Here is a 17661-nt window from a genome sequence, read left to right as displayed (position 1 = left end):
TTTGTCAAGCGTTTTCGATAAAAAAGTGGGTGATTTTTAAAATATAGGAGTTGAAACCCTTATAGAATAAGGGCTGGAGATTCCGAGAAGTTATTTAAATATAAAGGAGGTTTGAATATGAGTAAAATATCAGAAAAAGAATTATCTGGTCTTAATGAGATGCTAAATGAAGAGGAACTTTTGGTTAAGAAGTTCCAGATGCTTTCAGGTCATTCACAAGATCAAGAAATAAAAAATAAATTTGAAGAAATAGCACAAAAACATCAAGGACATTTTGATGAACTTTATAAGCAACTCGGATAAAATAAATGATGGAGGTATAACAACATGGAACAACAAATTTATACAGATAAAGAAGTATTAGGTGATGCATTGGCAACGGAAAAGGCTTCCACGAATCTTTATAACACATTTGCAAATGAATGTGTGCATCCAGAAGTAAGAAGTACTATGCTGCATATGCTGGAGGAAGAACATAGTATTCAAGACGATGTATTTAAATTAATGCATGAAAAAGGATTTTATCCGACTCCTGAAGCTGATGACAATAAGGTTAATCAAACCATACAGAAATTTTCTTGCGGAGTAAATTTAAAATAATTTCTATGGCTACCATTTTAAAATTGGTAGCCATTTTATTTTAGGTTATAAAATTAAATTATATTCTTTTAATATATTTAATTATCCAAAGTAATACAATTGAACCAATAACAGATACAAAAAGACTCCATAGATTAAATCCAGTAATACCATAACCACCAATAAGATTAAATATGAATCCTCCTATTAATGCACCGATAATTCCAACAATTAAATTCGCCCAAAAACCCATTTCATCATTATCACGAGTTACCATACTACCTATCCATCCCGCTAAACAGCCAATTATTAACCAACTAATTAAATTCATTATTTTTACTCATAACTTTTTCACCAATAAAAAAGCTGCAACCATATTGGCGCAACTTAATCACTATTATCTCTGGAAGTTAGAGGCTCACCACGCTCACAAGAGTGCGTGTGTACCTGATTGGGTACTTGATATATGCACATATACAAGAATGCCCTTTCTTCCAGTGTCTAGAATGCGGATGGCGGGACTTGAACCCGCACGACATTACTGCCGTCAGATTTTGAGTCTGATGCGTCTGCCATTCCGCCACATCCGCTAGAACATTTGTAATCTTATCATAATATTACGTAAAAAGCAAGAGATTTAAGTAAAATAGTTACGCAATTTGTGTATCTATTTAAAACAATATAAATCAAAGTTTAATCACCTAAAAATACTGGGAAATACTATAAAAAATAAGGTTGCATCGCGCCAAAATTTTGCAATGCAGCCTTAAATATTTGAATATTATAGATAGCAACCAAAAATTTAAATCTATATACTTACACTTAAATCTTTGATTTGCCTAATTCATACTTCGTCTCATACTTCGTCTCATATTTCTTCTAATAATTTTTCATACAATTCTTCATATTTCTTAGCTGATAGATTCCAAGAACAATCGGTAAGCATACCTCTATCTATTATCTTGTTCCACTCTCGCTTCTTTTTATAATATATATTTTTAGCGTAATCAATAATTCTAAGCATCTCATGAGCATTATAATTTGTAAATGAAAAACCCGTACCAGAATTTTCATATTCATTATATGGTTCAACGGTGTCCTTCAATCCTCCAGTTTCTCTTACAATAGGAACTGTTCCATATCTAAGACTCATTAACTGGCTTAAGCCACATGGCTCAAATAATGAAGGCATGAGGAATGCATCGCAGGAAGCATATATCTTGTGCGACATTTCTTCTGAATAGTATATATTAGATGAAACTCGGTTATTATATTTCCAGTCGTAATGTCGAAACATATTCTCATACTTCTCATCACCAGTGCCTAATATAACGAGTTGAACATCTTCAGCACAAATTTGATCCATAACATATGCAATTAAATCAAAACCCTTTTGATCTGTAAGACGTGATACGATGCCTATCATAAACTTATTCTTATCAACATCGAGGCTAAGTTCTTTTTGAAGTGCTATTTTATTTTTCCATTTTTCTTTTCTAAAGGTAATCTGATTAAAATTAAATCCAATTCGTGTATCTGTTTCTGGATTGTATTCTGTATAATCAAGACCATTTACAATTCCAAAAAGGGAATTGGATCGTGATCGCATTAAACCATCTAGTCCTTCTCCATAAAAGGAAGTCTGTATTTCTTCGGCATAACTGGAGCTAACCGTTGTTATATAATCAGCATATATAATACCACCTTTAAGAAAATTCGCATCATTATATGCTTCTAATTTGTCGGGAGTAAAGTAGGAATCTGCTAAGCCTGTAATATCACGTACCTTCTTCAAATCCCAAATTCCTTGAAACTTAAGATTGTGTATGGTCATGATAGACTTAACGCCTTGAAAGAACTCTCCACTTGCAAAACGTTCTTTTAAATAGACAGGTACGAGGCCTGTCTGCCAGTCATTACAATGTATAATATCTGGTTTAAAACCAATCGTCGGAATCGCTGAAAGGACGGCTTTACTAAAAAAAGCGAATTTCTCAATATCTTCATGGATATAACCATATGGTTTTGAACCAGAAAAGTAAAATTCGTTATCAATAAAATAAAATAAAATTCCTTCATATTCTAATTCAAAGATACCAACATACTGCGTTCTCCATGCTAAATCAATATAAAAATGTGTTTTATATACCATCTTTTCTAGATATTCTGATAAAAGACAAGTATATTTTGGTATAATTACACGAACATCATATTTATCTTTATTAAAATACTTTGGCAAAGAGCCTACAACATCTGCTAAACCACCTGTTTTAATAAATGGTACAGCTTCTGATGCAACAAATAATATGTTTTTCATATGTAGCCCCCAATATTATTAATATATACAAATAGAAGCAAAACATAGATTACCAGTATCTTCTAATTGACTGAATTGATAAATTAATACCTGTTGCAGATGCTTGCTTCACAGTGCTACCTGGTACCGATGCATGAATAATTTGACCATTACCAATATACAAGGCAACGTGTCCTGAATAACATATAATATCGCCTGGTAAAGCTTGTGATAAGTCTGCAATCCTGATTCCACCACCCATTTGACCACCAGTAGTACAGGAAAGTGTAATTCCATATTGTCTATATAAAAATGAAGTAAAACCAGAGCAATCAAAACCACTTGGATCTGAACCACCACCTCTATATGGGGTTCCTATGTATTTGTATGCAAGACTTACTACTGCTTGCCCAATGCTTGAGTCACCAGCAGGATATGAAGCAAAAACCGTTTGAGCCTTCGCAGCCGCCGCAGCCTCTTCCACTACACGTTTTTTTGAAGCAGCCTCAGTAGCTGCCGCTAATAATGCAGGAAAACTATCAATTGACTTTTGTTTATCAGCAATTGTAGTATATAATAGTGCTTGTTTATTTGTTAAATCTGTCTGTAATACATTCAAGGCATCTTGTTGTTGTGTAAGTTGTACTTTCTTGTCTGAAATTGTTTTAGATGTAACGGCAATCTCATCCAACTTCTGTCTGTCATAGTCGTATACTTTTTGCATATATTCAGCTTTATTAAGTATGTCACCCATACTGTCGGAAGTTAGTAGCGTCTCCATTATAGAAGCCTCTTGATCTTCATACATATATTTGATACGAAGTTTCATATCTTGATATTGTTGCTTTTGAGTATCTTGTGAATGCTGTAACTCTACAGTTACTTGATCCATTGATGTTGCCAACTCGGCCATTTTCCCTTGAACATCATCCATTTGTGATAATAAGACGGATAATTGGGCTTGCAAAGTTTGAAGTTCTGTTTGTGCATTCTTTTGGTCATTAGTGATTTTATTAACATCATCTGCAAATACTGTGATTCCTGTCATCGCTGTCACTAAAAGCACAGCAATTAATGTTCTAATTACTTTCTTTTTCATATTGATATCCCTCTTATATATTACAATTATTTTAAATAAATATTAAATTTCATTTAATTCTTATTATTATAATCTAAAACAACAAAGATATCAACCTAAAATGTACGTCTTTTTTAAATTTTATTTTCCAAATTATTACAGTTTTATTACATATATAATTACTACAATTTATTTAATATTATATTGTAGTCTGATTTTATCTGAAATCAAAGCAATGAATTCTGAATTGGTTGGTTTACCCTTTCCATTACTGACTGTATACCCGAATAAATCATTTAAAGTTTCAGTATTCCCACGGTTCCATGCAACTTCAATTGCATGTCTAATTGCTCTTTCAACTCTACTTGATGTGGTTTGAAATTTCTTTGCAATTGTAGGATATAACACTTTTGTAATACTATTGATAATATCATTATCTTTAATGCAAAGTAGAATTGCTTCTCTTAAATATTGGTAACCTTTTATGTGAGCAGGAATTCCTATTTCATGTATAATGTTTGTGACATTTGATTCTAAGCTCCGGTCAGATACTTGGCAAGTACTTAGTTCATTATTATTACTATTATTATTACTACTATTGCCCATTCTCGTATTTGGAAAATGCCTTTGGCCAATATTCTTAATACATCTTAATCTATTTAAAAGAACATCATTATCAAATGGTTTCATGATATAGTAATTAGCGCCGAGATTGAAGGCATCTTCTGTAATACCTTGCTGACCAACTGCACTTACAATTATAAATGTTGGTACATTTTTAATACTCTTATCATCCCGTACTCTTTCCATAACACTTAGTCCATCCAATTTAGGCATAATAATGTCTAATAATACCACATCCGGTTCCTTTTCTCTTATAATATTAAGCGTTTCTTCCCCATTTGTTGCTTTCCCAACTAAACTCAGGTCCGCTTCGTTGCTGATAACGTCCCCTAAAATGCGTAGCATGCATTCATTATCATCAGCGATTGCTACTTTTAACTTATCCATAACCTAACCCTCCTAAAATTATTAATACTTCCCTACGAGTATATATTTATTGTCAAATTATAGCAAGATGAAATCATCGCATATTCTGACAATTTATTACATTATTTTAAGTTTATCATTAAATATCTACTTATTCAACATATTTTCAACGAATATACCATATCCCATCGTAGAGTCGTCTACAAAGACATGAGTTACCGCTCCTATTATCTTATTATCTTGAATTATTGGGCTTCCTGACATACCTTGTACAATTCCATTCGTAATTTGAAGCAATTCAGGATCTATTACCTTAAATGTAATATTTTTACCTTCACCGTTGCTTGCAGGATCTGATTCGAGTATGTCAATTTCATAGTCTTTCATAGAATTCTCTACATAAGATCTTATTTTAGCAGAACCTTTATGGACCTCGTATTTATAACCGATATCCATTGGTTCTAATTTATATTCATCAATTATTTGGGTACTAATTGTTCCAAATATTCCAGAAGAAGTATTTGATGTTATAATACCTATTTGATTTTTTGCATTATAATCAATTGTTCCAACAAATTCTCCGGGTGCACCGGCTTTGCCTTTTATAATAGACACCACTTTTGCATTATATAAAATACCACCATTCAATTTTAATAATTGTCCTACATCTACATCACTTATTCCGTGGCCTAATGCACCAAAATTACTATTTGCATCAATGTAAGTCAAAGTGCCAATACCTTGAGCATCATCTCGTATCCAAGTACCAATTTTATATTCTCCAGATGCATCTTTTACGGGTAAAAGTCGAACTTCAATGCTTTCATTATTTCTTATCAAGCCTAAAATTATATTTTGATCACCAACTTTATTAATATCGGCTATTAAGTCATTTTTTGTCAATACTTTTTCTCCATTAATTGTAGTAATATAATCGCCCGCTTTTAATTTTCCTTCTGCAGGACATACACTGATTCCATCACTATCAATAACGTTTCCTGTATTAACCACTAACAATCCTTCAGTCTTCATATATATTCCAATTGGAAATCCACAAGGAATTAATTGCTGTTCCTCAACCACATTAATTGTTACTGTTTTAAAATTGAATAATCCAAACAATTTAACATTTAATGAATATTCACCTATATCTCCAGCATGAAAAGATATTGGATTATTAAAATTAATAGACGTAACGGAATTAGATGAAATTTCCCCTGTTAATGGTAAATTGAAATCAATCGTTTTAACTTCATTTTTAAATATATTGATTTTGTTTGGGATCTTTTTATCAATATAATTAACACTAAAAACAGAAATTAGTGTAACACTTACACATAATAACAAAAAGAAAAATAACCTATATTTAGTTTTAACAGATACTTTAGTCATATCGTCACGTCCCTTCATTCAGAGTTTCTGATATGCTTATTATGTACATCTGTCAAAAATTATAATATAGGTTATTATTGTTAATTTATAATGTGCTTTTTCTTCGTTTAGATTCCATTGCCATAGATTTCATCTCACTAGCATTTGTGATTACGGCATCCGTTATTGTAGTGCCACCTAATAATCTGGCAAGTTCTTCTATGCTACTTTTCTCATTCAACTCGAAAATTGAAGTTACAGTACTGTTATCTTTTAAAGATTTTTCGATTAAGAAATGGGTATCTGCCATAGATGCGATTTGTGGCAAATGAGTAATACATATTATCTGATGCATAGAAGATATTTCATTTAGCTTGTTTGAAACCATCTGAGCAGTTCTACCACTTATTCCTGTATCAATTTCATCAAAAATAAGAGTTTCTATATCATCTTTGTCAGCAAGAACCGTTTTGATTGCTAACATAATTCTCGACATTTCACCACCTGAAGCGATTTTTGCAAGTGCTTTAATATCTTCACCTGGATTAGTTGAAATCATAAACTTAGCCGTATCAAATCCATTTGCTGTAAAATTATTTGATTTATTAAATTCGACTTCAAACTTAACTTCAATAAAATTAAGTTCAATTAATGCTTGTCTGATTCTTTCGGAAAGCTTTGTTCCTGCTTCTTTTCTTATTATTGAAAGCTTTTCGCAATATTCATTCATATTATCTTCGGATTTTTTTAGATTATGTATTAGCGTTTCTTTAACACTATCAAAGTTTTCGTATTCTGTTAGCTTTTCTGATTTGACATCACGGTATTTAAGAATATCATTAATCGTTCGCCCATATTTCATTTTCAAATTGTTAATTGTATTCAAACGATTTTGAACATATTCAAATTCTTCTGCATTAAATTCCGAATCCGATATATAGTTCGATATATCTCTACCCAAATCATTTAAAATACTCTCCAAATCATTTAACTGTGCTAGCATCGGTTCTAAAGATTCATCATAGCCAACCACATTTGTTAATGCTTTCACTGATTTGCTAACCATATCAGATGCATTGTCAAAGTTGCTTTCTCCAATATAATTATTGACCTGTGAAATTTCATCAATGATTTTTTGAGAATTAACCATCTTCTTGAATTGAATTTCTAATTCTTCATCTTCTCCATCTTTCAAACCAGCGCTTTCTATGTCGTTGATTTCAAATTGAAAAAATGCAATTTCTCTTTGCCGTTGTTCATCATCAATACTCATGTCATCTAGCTTTTTCTTGATATCAAAATATCTGGAATACTCTTGCTTTAGGACGTTCTTATGTTCCGTTATTTTTGAATCGGCAAATTTGTCAATCAATTCTAAATGCTTTGATTCATTTAACAAAGACTGATGTTCATGTTGTCCATGTATATCAATTAAAATCGCCGCTATTTGCTTAACCTGTGAGGCAGTAACAGTTTCACCATTCACTTTAATTACGCTTCGACTACTGGTGATTTTCCTTGATATAAGAATTTGACCTTCATCTAATTCTTCAATATCCATGGCCTTAAGTTCGTTGATTTTGTCCTGATCATTAATTTTAAATGAAAGTTCAACAAGTGCATATTCTGCACCCTTTCGAATAATGTCAGCTGATACCTTGTTTCCAAGAGCAACATTAATAGAGCCGATAATGATAGATTTTCCGGCACCTGTTTCTCCTGTTAAGATATTTAATCCCTTTTTGAAAGATATATCAGCCTCTTCTATTAAGGCCATATTCTTTACGTATAAATTCAATAACATAAATCCTCCTTCTGATGAAAGATTCTTCTAGCAAAATGTTTCCATTAAGCCTGTTAATACCCAACAATTTTGTTAATCTTTTTCAATACTAGAAATGTGTCTTCAATCGTTCTTACAGCGCACATAATGGTATCATCGCCTGCAATACATCCTACAATTTCATGCCAACTCATTGCATCCAGTGCAGCCGCAACTGCCATAGCCATTCCAGGAACTGTTTTTATAACAAGTATGTTTTGAGCCATATCCATAGACACAAAACCATCTTTTAATACTCGCATGTATTTATCATTCATCTGATTCTCTTTACTCTGCAAAACAACATACTTTTGACGTTCGCCATTAACAGACATTTTCGTAAGTTTTAGTTCACGAATGTCTCTTGAAACAGTTGCTTGCGTTACATTAAATCCAGATTGATTTAATGTATCCGCTAACTCTTCCTGCGTCTCGATGTTGTTCTTTGTGATTAGCTCAATTATTTTACAATGTCTTTGTGATTTCACACTACTCCGATCGGCCGATTCGGCGGCACTCAAATTCTAATTATACATCTTCTCGCGAATAATCTGTAGGAAGCTTAACTTATTAGTCTTGATAAATGATGCCTTATGTTCAGCTCTTGTTATAACAATCTTATCTCCGGTAATCATATTACAGAATAGTTCTCCGTCAAATGATGCAACGCGCTCTTCTAAAAGACCTTTGTTATCACTCATCTCAATAACAATCTTATCATCTGCTCCAAGAATAATACTCCTTTTGTTAAGTGTATGAGGACATATTGGTGTTATCATCATCAATTCGGCATTCGGTTGTACAATTGGTCCACCAGCCGATAAGCTATATGCTGTTGATCCTGTGGATGTGGCAATAATAACACCATCTGCAGAATAAGAATTAAGGTACTCATCATTTACATAAAGGTCAAAATCAATCACTCTAAGAATACCGCATCTGTTAATAACAATATCGTTTAATGCTGTATTTTTATAAATGAGTTCTTCATTCCTATATACACAGCCTTGAAGCATCATTCTGTTATCAATTTCATATTCACCTTTAATTAGTGATGCTAATGCAGGATATATTGTGTCCTTTTCTGTCGCTGTAAGGAATCCAAGTGTACCAAGATTAACCCCAAACATCGGAAGATTCTTCTTGTTAATATCTCTTGCGGCTTGAATTAATGTACCATCACCGCCTAATACGATTACACATTCAATATCATCTGGAATTAAATCTGCATTCGTATATCTATACTTAGTATACATAACATCTTCTTCAAAATCTTGACACTGACATTCTTTGCCCATGCTTATCAAATAATTCATGATCTCATTTGTAAAAGAATAATCTGAGTCTTTACTTTTATTTGTAATTATATAAAACTTATTCATAAAACTCCCAACCGCTCTGCGTAATACTAACATTATAAGCCTGCAGGCATTTACTCAAGATTGCATTATCTATATATATTCTACAACACTTCATGTGCTTTTTCAACAATTTCAATGACCGCAAATGAAATTTTATCATAAACACCTTCTGTATGATTTTGCAAATGTAATAAATATTCAATATTTCCTTCTGGACCCTTTACTGGAGAAAATTCAAGATTTAGCACTTCAAAGCCTATAGATATTGAGAATGCTATTACTTTTTCAATAACATCTATATGTACAGCCTTATCCCTGACAACGCCTTTTTTTCCGACTTTTTCACGGCCAGCTTCAAACTGTGGTTTAATCAAACAAACTATCTGTGCATTATCCGTTAACAGATTTTTGACGGGTACTAATATTTTTGAAAGCGAAATAAATGATACGTCAATGCTTGCAAACGCAATTAAGTCGGGCACATCTTTAGGCTCAACATATCGCATATTTGTTTTTTCCATCACAACTACTCTTTCATCTTGACGGAGCTTCCAATCCAACTGCCCATGACCCACATCCACTGCGTATACCTTTATTGCTCCATTTTGAAGCATGCAATCAGTAAAACCGCCAGTTGAAGAGCCAACGTCCATGCATATCTTTCCATCAACAGTAACATCAAAATTAGACATTGCTTTTTCTAATTTTAGACCGCCACGACTTACATATTTTAAAGTGTGTCCCTTGATTTCAATAGGTACATCTATATCAAAGGATTGCCCTGCTTTATCTTCTCGTTCACCATTGACAAAAACAATTCCCGACATGATAATTGCCTTAGCCTTTTCTCTTGAATTAGCTAAACCTCTACTAAATAATAGTACATCTAATCTTTCTTTCATTACAAGCCCTCAATTTCTCTATATGTGGAAATAATCTTATTCACGATTGTTGTTGAATCTATTCCTGTTTCTCTTTTTAAAATATCGACACTACCATGTTCAATATAATCATCTGGTAACGAGATATTTAATGTTTTGATTTTATAATTATTATTAGATACGTAACAACATACTCTTTCACCAAAACCACCAATGAATACATTTTCCTCTAAAGTTATTAGTAATGAGTGTGTATCTACGATTTTATCTATTAGCTCAGTATCAATTGGCTTTATAAATCTTGCATTAATTAAGGTCACATTATATCCCATATCTTTCAATGTATCTCTAACTATTTCGGCTGTAATCATCATATTACCTACGGCCATAAGTGCAATATCTTTTTCCCATATAATAATCTCTGATTTTCCATATAATATTGGTTCTTTATTATCTTCAAAGCCAGTATAAGCCTCACCTCTTGGATATCTAATCGCAATTGGTCCATAAAAGTCTTCCACTGCATATTCAATCGCTACGCCAAGCTCCCAAGCATTCTTAGGGGCAAATATAGTCATATTTGGTATAATAGATAAAAATGACAAATCAAAAATTCCTTGATGTGTTTCACCATCACTACCTACTAAGCCAGCTCTGTCAATTGCAAATACAACATGTAATTGTTGTATACAAACATCATGGAGTACTTGGTCAAAAGCTCTTTGTAGGAATGATGAATACACGCCAAATACAGGTATCAAACCATCAGCTGCTAATCCAGCTGCAAACGTAACCGCATGCGCTTCTGCAATTCCAACATCAAAAAATCGTTCAGGAAAATTCTTTTTGAACTTAGAAAGTCCAGTCCCATCAGGCATTGCAGCCGTAATGCCAACTATTTTTTTATCAGCGGTTGCCAGGCTACATAATTTATTTGAAAAGACTTGTGTATAGCTTAGACTGGAGCCTGTAACAAGAGGCTTACCAGTTTTTATATTAAATGGCCCAATACCATGAAACAAACTAGGGTTTTTCTCAGCTGGAATATATCCACGACCTTTTTCGGTTATAACATGTATAATCACTGCATGATCAATTCTTTTTGCGACTTTAAATACTTTGATTAATTTCATTATGTCATGACCATCAATTGGCCCAAGATAAGTAATTCCCATATCTTCAAAAATCTGTTTTGGAACTAAGAATTGTTTTATATTTGCCTTGGTTTTCTTGATTTTACTAACAAGTAAATCACCTTTTGGTAACTTTGAAAGTGTATTAGAAACGCCTTCTTTTAAATCATAATAAGATTGAGAGGTACGAACGTCTTCAAGCATTTTAGAAACGCCACCAACGTTTTCAGAAATGGACATATTATTATCATTCAGAACAATAATAAAATTCCCTTTTATTCTCGATGCATTATTAAGCGCCTCGTATGCCATACCTCCGGTTAAAGCGCCATCACCAATTACAGAAATAATGCTATTATTTCCACCTTTGATCTGTCTTGAATAAGCATAACCAAGTCCAGCAGATATTGATGTAGAACTATGTCCCGTATCAAATGCATCATAATCGCTTTCGTTTCTTTTAGGAAAGCCACTCATTCCACCAAACTTTCTTAGTTGGTCAAACTTTTCTTTCCTTCCAGTGAGAATCTTATGTGTATATGATTGGTGTCCGACATCCCAAATTAATTTATCCTCAGGGAGATTAAATGCAATGTGCAAAGCCATTGTTAATTCTACGACACCAAGATTAGAGGCCAAATGACCTCCTGATTTGCTTATTTTTTCTATGAGAAATTGTCTAATCTCACTAGCAAGCTTTTGATATTCACAAGAATCTATATTCTTGATATCATTTGGCTTATTAATCTTTTCAAGTATCATTTAAATCCCTACTTTTCTCTATGAATTAGTTTCAATATTAATTGTTCCAAAAATTCATTATTTCCAACTATTTTCAATAATTCTATTGCTTCTTTTGATAATTTTTCAACATCTGATAAAGATTTTTTCATACCATATAGTGTAACGTAAGTTGTTTTATTGTTTTTTTCATCACTAAGAACGGGTTTTCCAAGTACTTCTTGCGAACTGATAACATCTAAAATATCATCTTGAATCTGAAAAGCCAAACCAACTTTCTTGCCTACTTCTAAAAGCTTATGAATATCTTGATTGCTTGCGCCGGCTAGTTCCGCCCCTATTGTAAATGATGCTTCCAACAATGCTCCTGTTTTAAGCAAAAATATAAAGTCCAACTGTTCTTCATTCATTGTTTTGTTAGTAAGTAAAACATCTAATGTCTGACCGCCAACCATACCATAAATCCCTGCTTTCTCAGATAGGATTTTGCAGGAATTGATTACATTTTTTACACTTACACAATCACAATTGTTTTCTTTATTAGAAGTACTATCACAATCACAACTTCTATCATTATTACTACTTCTATCATTATTGCAACTGCTATCATTATAACAGAAATCAAATGCTTTTAACATTGTTTCATATGCGAAATTAAGTAGCCCGTCACCTGCCAGTATGCCAATATCTTCGCCAAATTTTTTGTGTGTTGTAAGTTTTCCTCTTCTATAGTCATCATTATCCATAGCTGGTAAGTCATCATGTACCAATGAATAAGTATGAATCATCTCAATAGCCGCCATAAAAGGTTCAACAACTTTCGAAGTTCCACCACACATTTTATATATTTCACATAATATCATAGGTCTTAATCTCTTACCACCAGCTAAAACACTATAATTCATTGCCTCAATCACAGTGACCTGCATACCTTCTTTAGCGGGTAAATGCTTGCCAATCACCTCATCAATATAATTGACACGTATATTCATTTCCTTATCAAATTCCATCATGTTCGCCACTCTTATCCAAAATGATAATTTGTTTTTCAACTTTATCCAATTGAATATTACAATTTTTAATTAACTTAATTCCTTCGTTATACATTTTAAATGATTCGTCTAAAGATAATTGACCATTTTCTAGATTGTCAATTATTTTTTCAAGACTTCCAAATGATTCTTCTAATGTTATTGCTTTCGCCATCTTAGACCTATCCTTTTTGTGTTATTTACCTGGTTATACTTGTCTTTTCAACAACCTTCGCTACGATTACTCCATCTGATACATGGATTTTTAAATGCTCGTATAACTCAACATTATTTATAGTATTGACAGCATTTCCTTTCAGATTCTCTGCGTAAGCATATCCTTGGCTTAATTTACTAAGTGGCGATAATCCATTCAGTCTTTCACATAAGATTGCCAATTCATGTTTTTTATATTTCAGCTTATTTTGAATTGCATAATTAAGCTTATCTTCCAAATCCATAATGCGTTGTCTTTTATCATTAATCTGATTAATCGGATTAAGATAATTGAGCTTCAAATAGTACTTTTCCAATAAATTCCTTTTCGTATATATTATACGGTCAAAATTCTGATTCAAAACATGATGATAAGAATTAATTTGTTCTTCTATCAAATGAATATCAGCGACTGCTAACTCAGCAGCAGCAGATGGTGTTGGGGCTCTAAGATCACTAACAAAATCAGCTATCGTAAAATCAGTTTCATGACCAACCGCTGAAATTACAGGGGTATTACAATTAAAAATTGCTTTTGCAACGATTTCTTCGTTGAATGCCCATAAATCTTCAATTGAGCCTCCGCCTCGTCCAACTATGATTACGTCAAGGTTCATACTATCAAGTGTTTCAATCCCTTTTACAATAGAATCTTTTGCATTATCTCCTTGAACGAAAGCTGGAAATAAAATCAATTGAACATACGGATTACGTCTTTTTGATATATTAATGATATCCTGGATTGCTGCCCCCGTACTTGCAGTAACGATACCAATACGTCTAGAGAAAGCTGGAATTGGACGTTTATACTCACTTGCAAACATCCCCATCTCTTCCAAGTTCTTTTTTAATTCTTCAAAACGCTTGTACAAATCACCAGCGCCCTCAAGCGTTATCTCATTGGCATATAATTGATATTTACCATCTCGTTCATACACATCAATCCTACCATTTACGACAACCTTTTGGCCTTCTTTTAATTGAAAAGCGAGGTCTTTTGCTTGTCCAGCAAACATAACTGCTGAAATAGAGCCTAATTCATCTTTCAAAGTAAAATATATATGACCAGACGTGTGATGTTTGCAATTAGAAATCTCACCCTTAATAGAAACTTTATTAAGGACAAAATCCTGTTTGAACATATTTTTGATATATATATTAATCTGAGTAACTGAATATACACCTGCCATATTATATTTATCCTCGATATTATTATTCTTCTTCTTTTTCTTCTTTTTCTTCTTCTATTAACTTACCTAATACACCATTAATAAATGAAGGTGAAGTATCCCCTCCAAATGTCTTAGCTAATTCTACAGCTTCGTTAAGCGCTACGTTAGTAGGAATATCTTCATCAAAATCCATCTCAAATATTCCAAGCCTTAAAATTGCCAATTCAACCTTACCTAATCGATCCAGTTTCCATCCTTTTGAAATTTCATCTAGTTTGGCATCAATTTGTGGTAATAATTCAATTACTTTATCAGCTCTTTCGGCCACGTAATCACGCTCTTTCGCAGTAATGTCTTCAATTCTATCCAAATATAGAAGTTCTTGTTCCTTCATCTCAGATAAATTGTGGAACTCAACTCTGAATAAAATCATAAAGACATGTTTTCTTATTATTGTTCTTTTCATTATTATTATTTTTCCTTCCGGGGAGTTATTGCCTGCTTATGAATGATGTTTTATGTTAAGCAGACATATGGAATCATTGCGAAAAAAGGGTGTCAATATTTAGACACCCTAAGATTATACAATATTTAGTTGTTTTTGTCGATATTAACACCAGCAATTCTTACATTTACTAATGAAACCTCAAGACCTGTCATAGTTTCGATTGCTGTTTTAACTTTTTCCTGCACTTTAGAAGAAACCTCAGGAATTCCATAACCATATTTCAGATTAAGTGCTAAATCAACTGCTACAGATGTTTCATTGACAGTAACTTTGACTCCCTTAGAAAGATTTTTCATTCCAAGCTTACTAACAAGTTCATTCGTTATGTTTCCAGCCATAGAAGAAACGCCTTCTATTTCAGTTGCGGCGAGTCCCGCAATAATAGCTACTACTTCATCGGCAACTCTTACTTCACCGACATTTACATTTTCGTGTATTGTATAATGATTACCTTTATCTTCAAATTCTTTCGTCATTGATATGCCTCCTGCTTATCTAATAAGTATTATTATGTACATTATAATAAACATTTTCAATTTTTGCAAATATTTATTACAATCTTGTCTGCAGTCATATTTGTTTTCCTTTTCACAATATCTTCAATTTGAACTCTATCAGTATCTGAAAGCTCTGCTTTTCCTATTACGACATCAACTGTTCCATCCACAATTGATACAACTGAATCAGTAAATCCTTTTGCTTCTAAAAGTAATTCAGCTGCCATTTCTTTTTCCGACGCATCCGCTAATAATGTAATTTGATTTACAGCATTCTTTTTTACATCAGCAGCAATGTTTGCATTGTTTACAATTTCAAGTAATGTTTCTTTGTTTTTAGCTCTAACTGTTTCTCTATTCAGCTTTGCGGCAGAAATAATACTACTAGTATTTGCTGAAGTTAAAACTGCAGTCCCAGGTTCTTCTAAACTGTTAGCATCTGGGTCAACGTCATTACTACTTATTTCTGCTGATGTAGGATCATTTCCTGCACTTGTATCTATTATATCTCTTAAGTTCCCTGAATAATTAATATACCCAGCTACTGCAATCATTATTGCCAATACTGTAATAATAATTTGATTTTTCTTAAATGATTTTTTCAAGATAACCCTCCTAAAAATAATATTGTATTAGCTTTAAACACAGATTATTTATGTACTATTATTCTTAACAATATTCTTATATCGTTAAATTAATGCTTCTTTTTTTAAAAATGTATAATAATTTTATTCTATGGGTGAAAATTTTCTTCCACTCACCCTGGACTCATCTTTAAAACTTGAATTTTGTGTACGGGGACAGATAATAGTGCTGCAATTGCATTCGTAATATTTGTAATGACGGTGGCATCTGAACCACCTTCGGCAATCACCATTACACCCTCCACTTCTGGTTTTATTTCCTGAGATACATATGGTTGACTACCACCACTTCCATTATCTGAATATAGATACGCTTGAGCAGTAGACTTTTCAAGGGAGTCACTAATACCGCCATCACTGTCTGTTGTTTTGACTATTTTTTCTGAATATGTATCTTCACTAACCAGTACTTTTTCGCTGCTCGCCTTGAGTGTAACCATAACCTTTACTTTTCCTACACCTTGAACTTTTACCAATAAACTTTCTATTTTTTTTTCCAAATATTCTTCATAATCTGTTGTATTAGTTGAACTGGCATTTGAAGTAACATTTGAAGCTGTTGAACTAGAATCGCTATTAGAACTTTTCGTTGGTAAAGAAATAACGATTAACAAGATTCCAGCCATAATGAGTATTAATAGTTTGTCTTTTCCAACATTTTTAAAGTGCTTATCTTTGAAATCATTTAGCGAAAACTTTTCTTTCATAGTAATTTACTCCTATTCGCTTATATTTACGTTATCAGGTGATATATGATAAAAATCTGCAATACTATTTTTGATAGTTATACTTGCAACACTCAAATTACTATTTGAGTCACTCTTAGTACCGCTCTCTGAATTTTCAGCTTGAATTTTGATTTTATCTACAATGACTTTATTTTCATTCGTATATTTTTTTGATACCTGCAATTGAATGTCTTTGATTTGTCCAAATGTTTTGCTTTCTGAATCCATATCAAAATCAACTGTAGTCTTAACTGGAAACAAGTAATTATCAGTAACAATTTTCTCTACATTTTTAATAACCTCTTCTTTATATGGTTGGGCAATGCTATCATAATTTGTCTTCTCCGCATATTGTAAATCCATACGCATTTCACTAATGGAATCATTTGAAATGGCTGAATTGTAAATATCTTCAAATATAGTATCTAACTTAAAAAAACCTGTTAAAGGACTTATAACCACGGCGATAAGAATTAGTCCTATGAAAAATTTTATGTATTTTTCGTAATTTCCGTTTGGGAGAACATGTATTATAAAATTTGAAAATATATAAAATATAACAATTTGTTTTACCCAAGAAAGTATGCTTTCCAAATGATATCCCCCCTCTTCT

General features: G+C 32.5%; 20 protein-coding genes and 1 tRNA gene. 2 read left to right on the top strand and 19 right to left on the bottom strand.

The annotated features are described in order from the left end of the window. Positions 1-117 precede the first annotated feature (117 nt). Both BMY18_RS19680 and BMY18_RS19675 read left to right on the top strand, forming a co-directional pair. Positions 118-303 (top strand): ferritin family protein, encoded by a 186-nt coding sequence (locus BMY18_RS19680; RefSeq protein WP_092458028.1) that lies wholly within the window; start codon positions 118-120, stop codon positions 301-303. Between the two features lie 24 nt (positions 304-327). Further along, complete coding sequence (locus BMY18_RS19675; protein ID WP_092458026.1) at positions 328-600, top strand: spore coat protein; 273 nt, start codon at positions 328-330, stop codon at positions 598-600. 58 nt (positions 601-658) lie between these two features. Here the strand turns inward: BMY18_RS19675 and BMY18_RS19670 are convergent, their stop codons facing one another. The 19 genes from BMY18_RS19670 to BMY18_RS19580 all read right to left on the bottom strand — a co-directional run bounded on the left by BMY18_RS19670 (position 659) and on the right by BMY18_RS19580 (position 17642). After that, entirely contained in the window at positions 659-910 is a 252-nt protein-coding gene (locus tag BMY18_RS19670; protein WP_092458023.1) for a GlsB/YeaQ/YmgE family stress response membrane protein, read from the bottom strand. Positions 911-1086: 176 nt separating this feature from the next. Then, positions 1087-1169, bottom strand: a tRNA-Leu gene (locus BMY18_RS19665). Between the two features lie 278 nt (positions 1170-1447). After that, positions 1448-2896, bottom strand: coding sequence for a glycogen synthase GlgA (glgA, locus tag BMY18_RS19660; RefSeq protein ID WP_092458020.1), 1449 nt, complete (start codon positions 2894-2896; stop codon positions 1448-1450). Positions 2897-2945: 49 nt separating this feature from the next. Beyond that, the gene (locus BMY18_RS19655; protein WP_092458017.1) at positions 2946-3974 is read right to left on the bottom strand and encodes a C40 family peptidase; all 1029 of its coding nucleotides are present in this window, start codon (positions 3972-3974) and stop codon (positions 2946-2948) included. 168 nt (positions 3975-4142) lie between these two features. After that, the gene (gene spo0A, locus BMY18_RS19650) at positions 4143-4964 is read right to left on the bottom strand and encodes a sporulation transcription factor Spo0A (RefSeq protein ID WP_092458015.1); all 822 of its coding nucleotides are present in this window, start codon (positions 4962-4964) and stop codon (positions 4143-4145) included. 126 nt (positions 4965-5090) lie between these two features. Further along, complete coding sequence (gene spoIVB, locus BMY18_RS19645) at positions 5091-6335, bottom strand: SpoIVB peptidase (RefSeq protein WP_170841514.1); 1245 nt, start codon at positions 6333-6335, stop codon at positions 5091-5093. A gap of 85 nt (positions 6336-6420) precedes the next feature. Beyond that, positions 6421-8118: a DNA repair protein RecN gene (recN, locus tag BMY18_RS19640; protein WP_092458010.1), complete on the bottom strand. Its 1698-nt coding sequence runs from the start codon at positions 8116-8118 to the stop codon at positions 6421-6423. 53 nt (positions 8119-8171) lie between these two features. Beyond that, positions 8172-8624, bottom strand: coding sequence for an arginine repressor (gene argR / locus BMY18_RS19635; RefSeq protein WP_092458007.1), 453 nt, complete (start codon positions 8622-8624; stop codon positions 8172-8174). A 36-nt stretch (positions 8625-8660) separates the two neighbouring features. Beyond that, a complete protein-coding gene (locus BMY18_RS19630; protein WP_092458034.1) occupies positions 8661-9518 on the bottom strand; it encodes an NAD(+)/NADH kinase in 858 nt (285 codons plus the stop codon). 80 nt (positions 9519-9598) lie between these two features. Further along, complete coding sequence (locus BMY18_RS19625) at positions 9599-10399, bottom strand: TlyA family RNA methyltransferase (protein WP_092458004.1); 801 nt, start codon at positions 10397-10399, stop codon at positions 9599-9601. Next, positions 10399-12273 (bottom strand): 1-deoxy-D-xylulose-5-phosphate synthase, encoded by a 1875-nt coding sequence (gene dxs / locus BMY18_RS19620; protein WP_092458001.1) that lies wholly within the window; start codon positions 12271-12273, stop codon positions 10399-10401. Before dxs ends, BMY18_RS19625 begins: the two co-directional genes overlap by 1 nt. An 8-nt stretch (positions 12274-12281) precedes the next feature. Continuing rightward, a complete protein-coding gene (locus tag BMY18_RS19615) occupies positions 12282-13262 on the bottom strand; it encodes a polyprenyl synthetase family protein (protein WP_170841515.1) in 981 nt (326 codons plus the stop codon). Then, positions 13252-13458: an exodeoxyribonuclease VII small subunit gene (gene xseB, locus BMY18_RS19610; protein WP_092457995.1), complete on the bottom strand. Its 207-nt coding sequence runs from the start codon at positions 13456-13458 to the stop codon at positions 13252-13254. Before xseB ends, BMY18_RS19615 begins: the two co-directional genes overlap by 11 nt. 25 nt (positions 13459-13483) lie before the next feature. Further along, the gene (xseA, locus tag BMY18_RS19605) at positions 13484-14689 is read right to left on the bottom strand and encodes an exodeoxyribonuclease VII large subunit (protein ID WP_092457992.1); all 1206 of its coding nucleotides are present in this window, start codon (positions 14687-14689) and stop codon (positions 13484-13486) included. Positions 14690-14711: 22 nt separating this feature from the next. Next, positions 14712-15137, bottom strand: a complete 426-nt coding sequence (nusB, locus tag BMY18_RS19600; protein WP_092457990.1) for a transcription antitermination factor NusB — start codon at positions 15135-15137, stop codon at positions 14712-14714. 125 nt (positions 15138-15262) lie between these two features. Beyond that, positions 15263-15655 carry an Asp23/Gls24 family envelope stress response protein gene (locus BMY18_RS19595; RefSeq protein ID WP_092457987.1) on the bottom strand — a complete coding sequence of 131 codons (393 nt, stop codon included), beginning with the start codon at positions 15653-15655 and terminating at the stop codon, positions 15263-15265. 56 nt (positions 15656-15711) lie between these two features. Beyond that, the gene (locus BMY18_RS19590) at positions 15712-16281 is read right to left on the bottom strand and encodes a SpoIIIAH-like family protein (RefSeq protein WP_170841513.1); all 570 of its coding nucleotides are present in this window, start codon (positions 16279-16281) and stop codon (positions 15712-15714) included. Positions 16282-16433: 152 nt separating this feature from the next. Next, positions 16434-17027: a hypothetical protein gene (locus tag BMY18_RS19585; protein WP_092457985.1), complete on the bottom strand. Its 594-nt coding sequence runs from the start codon at positions 17025-17027 to the stop codon at positions 16434-16436. Between the two features lie 12 nt (positions 17028-17039). After that, positions 17040-17642 (bottom strand): stage III sporulation protein AF, encoded by a 603-nt coding sequence (locus BMY18_RS19580; RefSeq protein WP_092457983.1) that lies wholly within the window; start codon positions 17640-17642, stop codon positions 17040-17042. Positions 17643-17661: the final 19 nt, after the last annotated feature.

This window comes from [Clostridium] fimetarium, from assembly GCF_900111235.1.
Lineage (GTDB): Bacteria > Bacillota > Clostridia > Lachnospirales > Lachnospiraceae > Clostridium_N > Clostridium_N fimetarium.
This window is presented reverse-complemented; position numbering and strand designations above follow the sequence as displayed.

What these genes read in the sequence shown, in the direction of transcription:
- BMY18_RS19585 (WP_092457985.1), bottom strand. Translation starts at nt 17,027, where the DNA reads ATGAAAGAAAAGTTTTCGCTAAATGATTTCAAAGATAAGCACTTTAAA.
- xseA (WP_092457992.1), bottom strand. Translation starts at nt 14,689, where the DNA reads ATGGCAGGTGTATATTCAGTTACTCAGATTAATATATATATCAAAAAT.
- BMY18_RS19630 (WP_092458034.1), bottom strand. Translation starts at nt 9,518, where the DNA reads ATGAATAAGTTTTATATAATTACAAATAAAAGTAAAGACTCAGATTAT.
- BMY18_RS19670 (WP_092458023.1), bottom strand. Translation starts at nt 910, where the DNA reads ATGAATTTAATTAGTTGGTTAATAATTGGCTGTTTAGCGGGATGGATA.
- BMY18_RS19595 (WP_092457987.1), bottom strand. Translation starts at nt 15,655, where the DNA reads ATGACGAAAGAATTTGAAGATAAAGGTAATCATTATACAATACACGAA.
- BMY18_RS19615 (WP_170841515.1), bottom strand. Translation starts at nt 13,262, where the DNA reads ATGGAATTTGATAAGGAAATGAATATACGTGTCAATTATATTGATGAG.
- nusB (WP_092457990.1), bottom strand. Translation starts at nt 15,137, where the DNA reads ATGAAAAGAACAATAATAAGAAAACATGTCTTTATGATTTTATTCAGA.
- glgA (WP_092458020.1), bottom strand. Translation starts at nt 2,896, where the DNA reads ATGAAAAACATATTATTTGTTGCATCAGAAGCTGTACCATTTATTAAA.
- BMY18_RS19625 (WP_092458004.1), bottom strand. Translation starts at nt 10,399, where the DNA reads ATGAAAGAAAGATTAGATGTACTATTATTTAGTAGAGGTTTAGCTAAT.
- xseB (WP_092457995.1), bottom strand. Translation starts at nt 13,458, where the DNA reads ATGGCGAAAGCAATAACATTAGAAGAATCATTTGGAAGTCTTGAAAAA.
- dxs (WP_092458001.1), bottom strand. Translation starts at nt 12,273, where the DNA reads ATGATACTTGAAAAGATTAATAAGCCAAATGATATCAAGAATATAGAT.
- spoIVB (WP_170841514.1), bottom strand. Translation starts at nt 6,335, where the DNA reads ATGACTAAAGTATCTGTTAAAACTAAATATAGGTTATTTTTCTTTTTG.
- BMY18_RS19655 (WP_092458017.1), bottom strand. Translation starts at nt 3,974, where the DNA reads ATGAAAAAGAAAGTAATTAGAACATTAATTGCTGTGCTTTTAGTGACA.
- spo0A (WP_092458015.1), bottom strand. Translation starts at nt 4,964, where the DNA reads ATGGATAAGTTAAAAGTAGCAATCGCTGATGATAATGAATGCATGCTA.
- BMY18_RS19675 (WP_092458026.1), top strand. Translation starts at nt 328, where the DNA reads ATGGAACAACAAATTTATACAGATAAAGAAGTATTAGGTGATGCATTG.
- BMY18_RS19680 (WP_092458028.1), top strand. Translation starts at nt 118, where the DNA reads ATGAGTAAAATATCAGAAAAAGAATTATCTGGTCTTAATGAGATGCTA.
- recN (WP_092458010.1), bottom strand. Translation starts at nt 8,118, where the DNA reads ATGTTATTGAATTTATACGTAAAGAATATGGCCTTAATAGAAGAGGCT.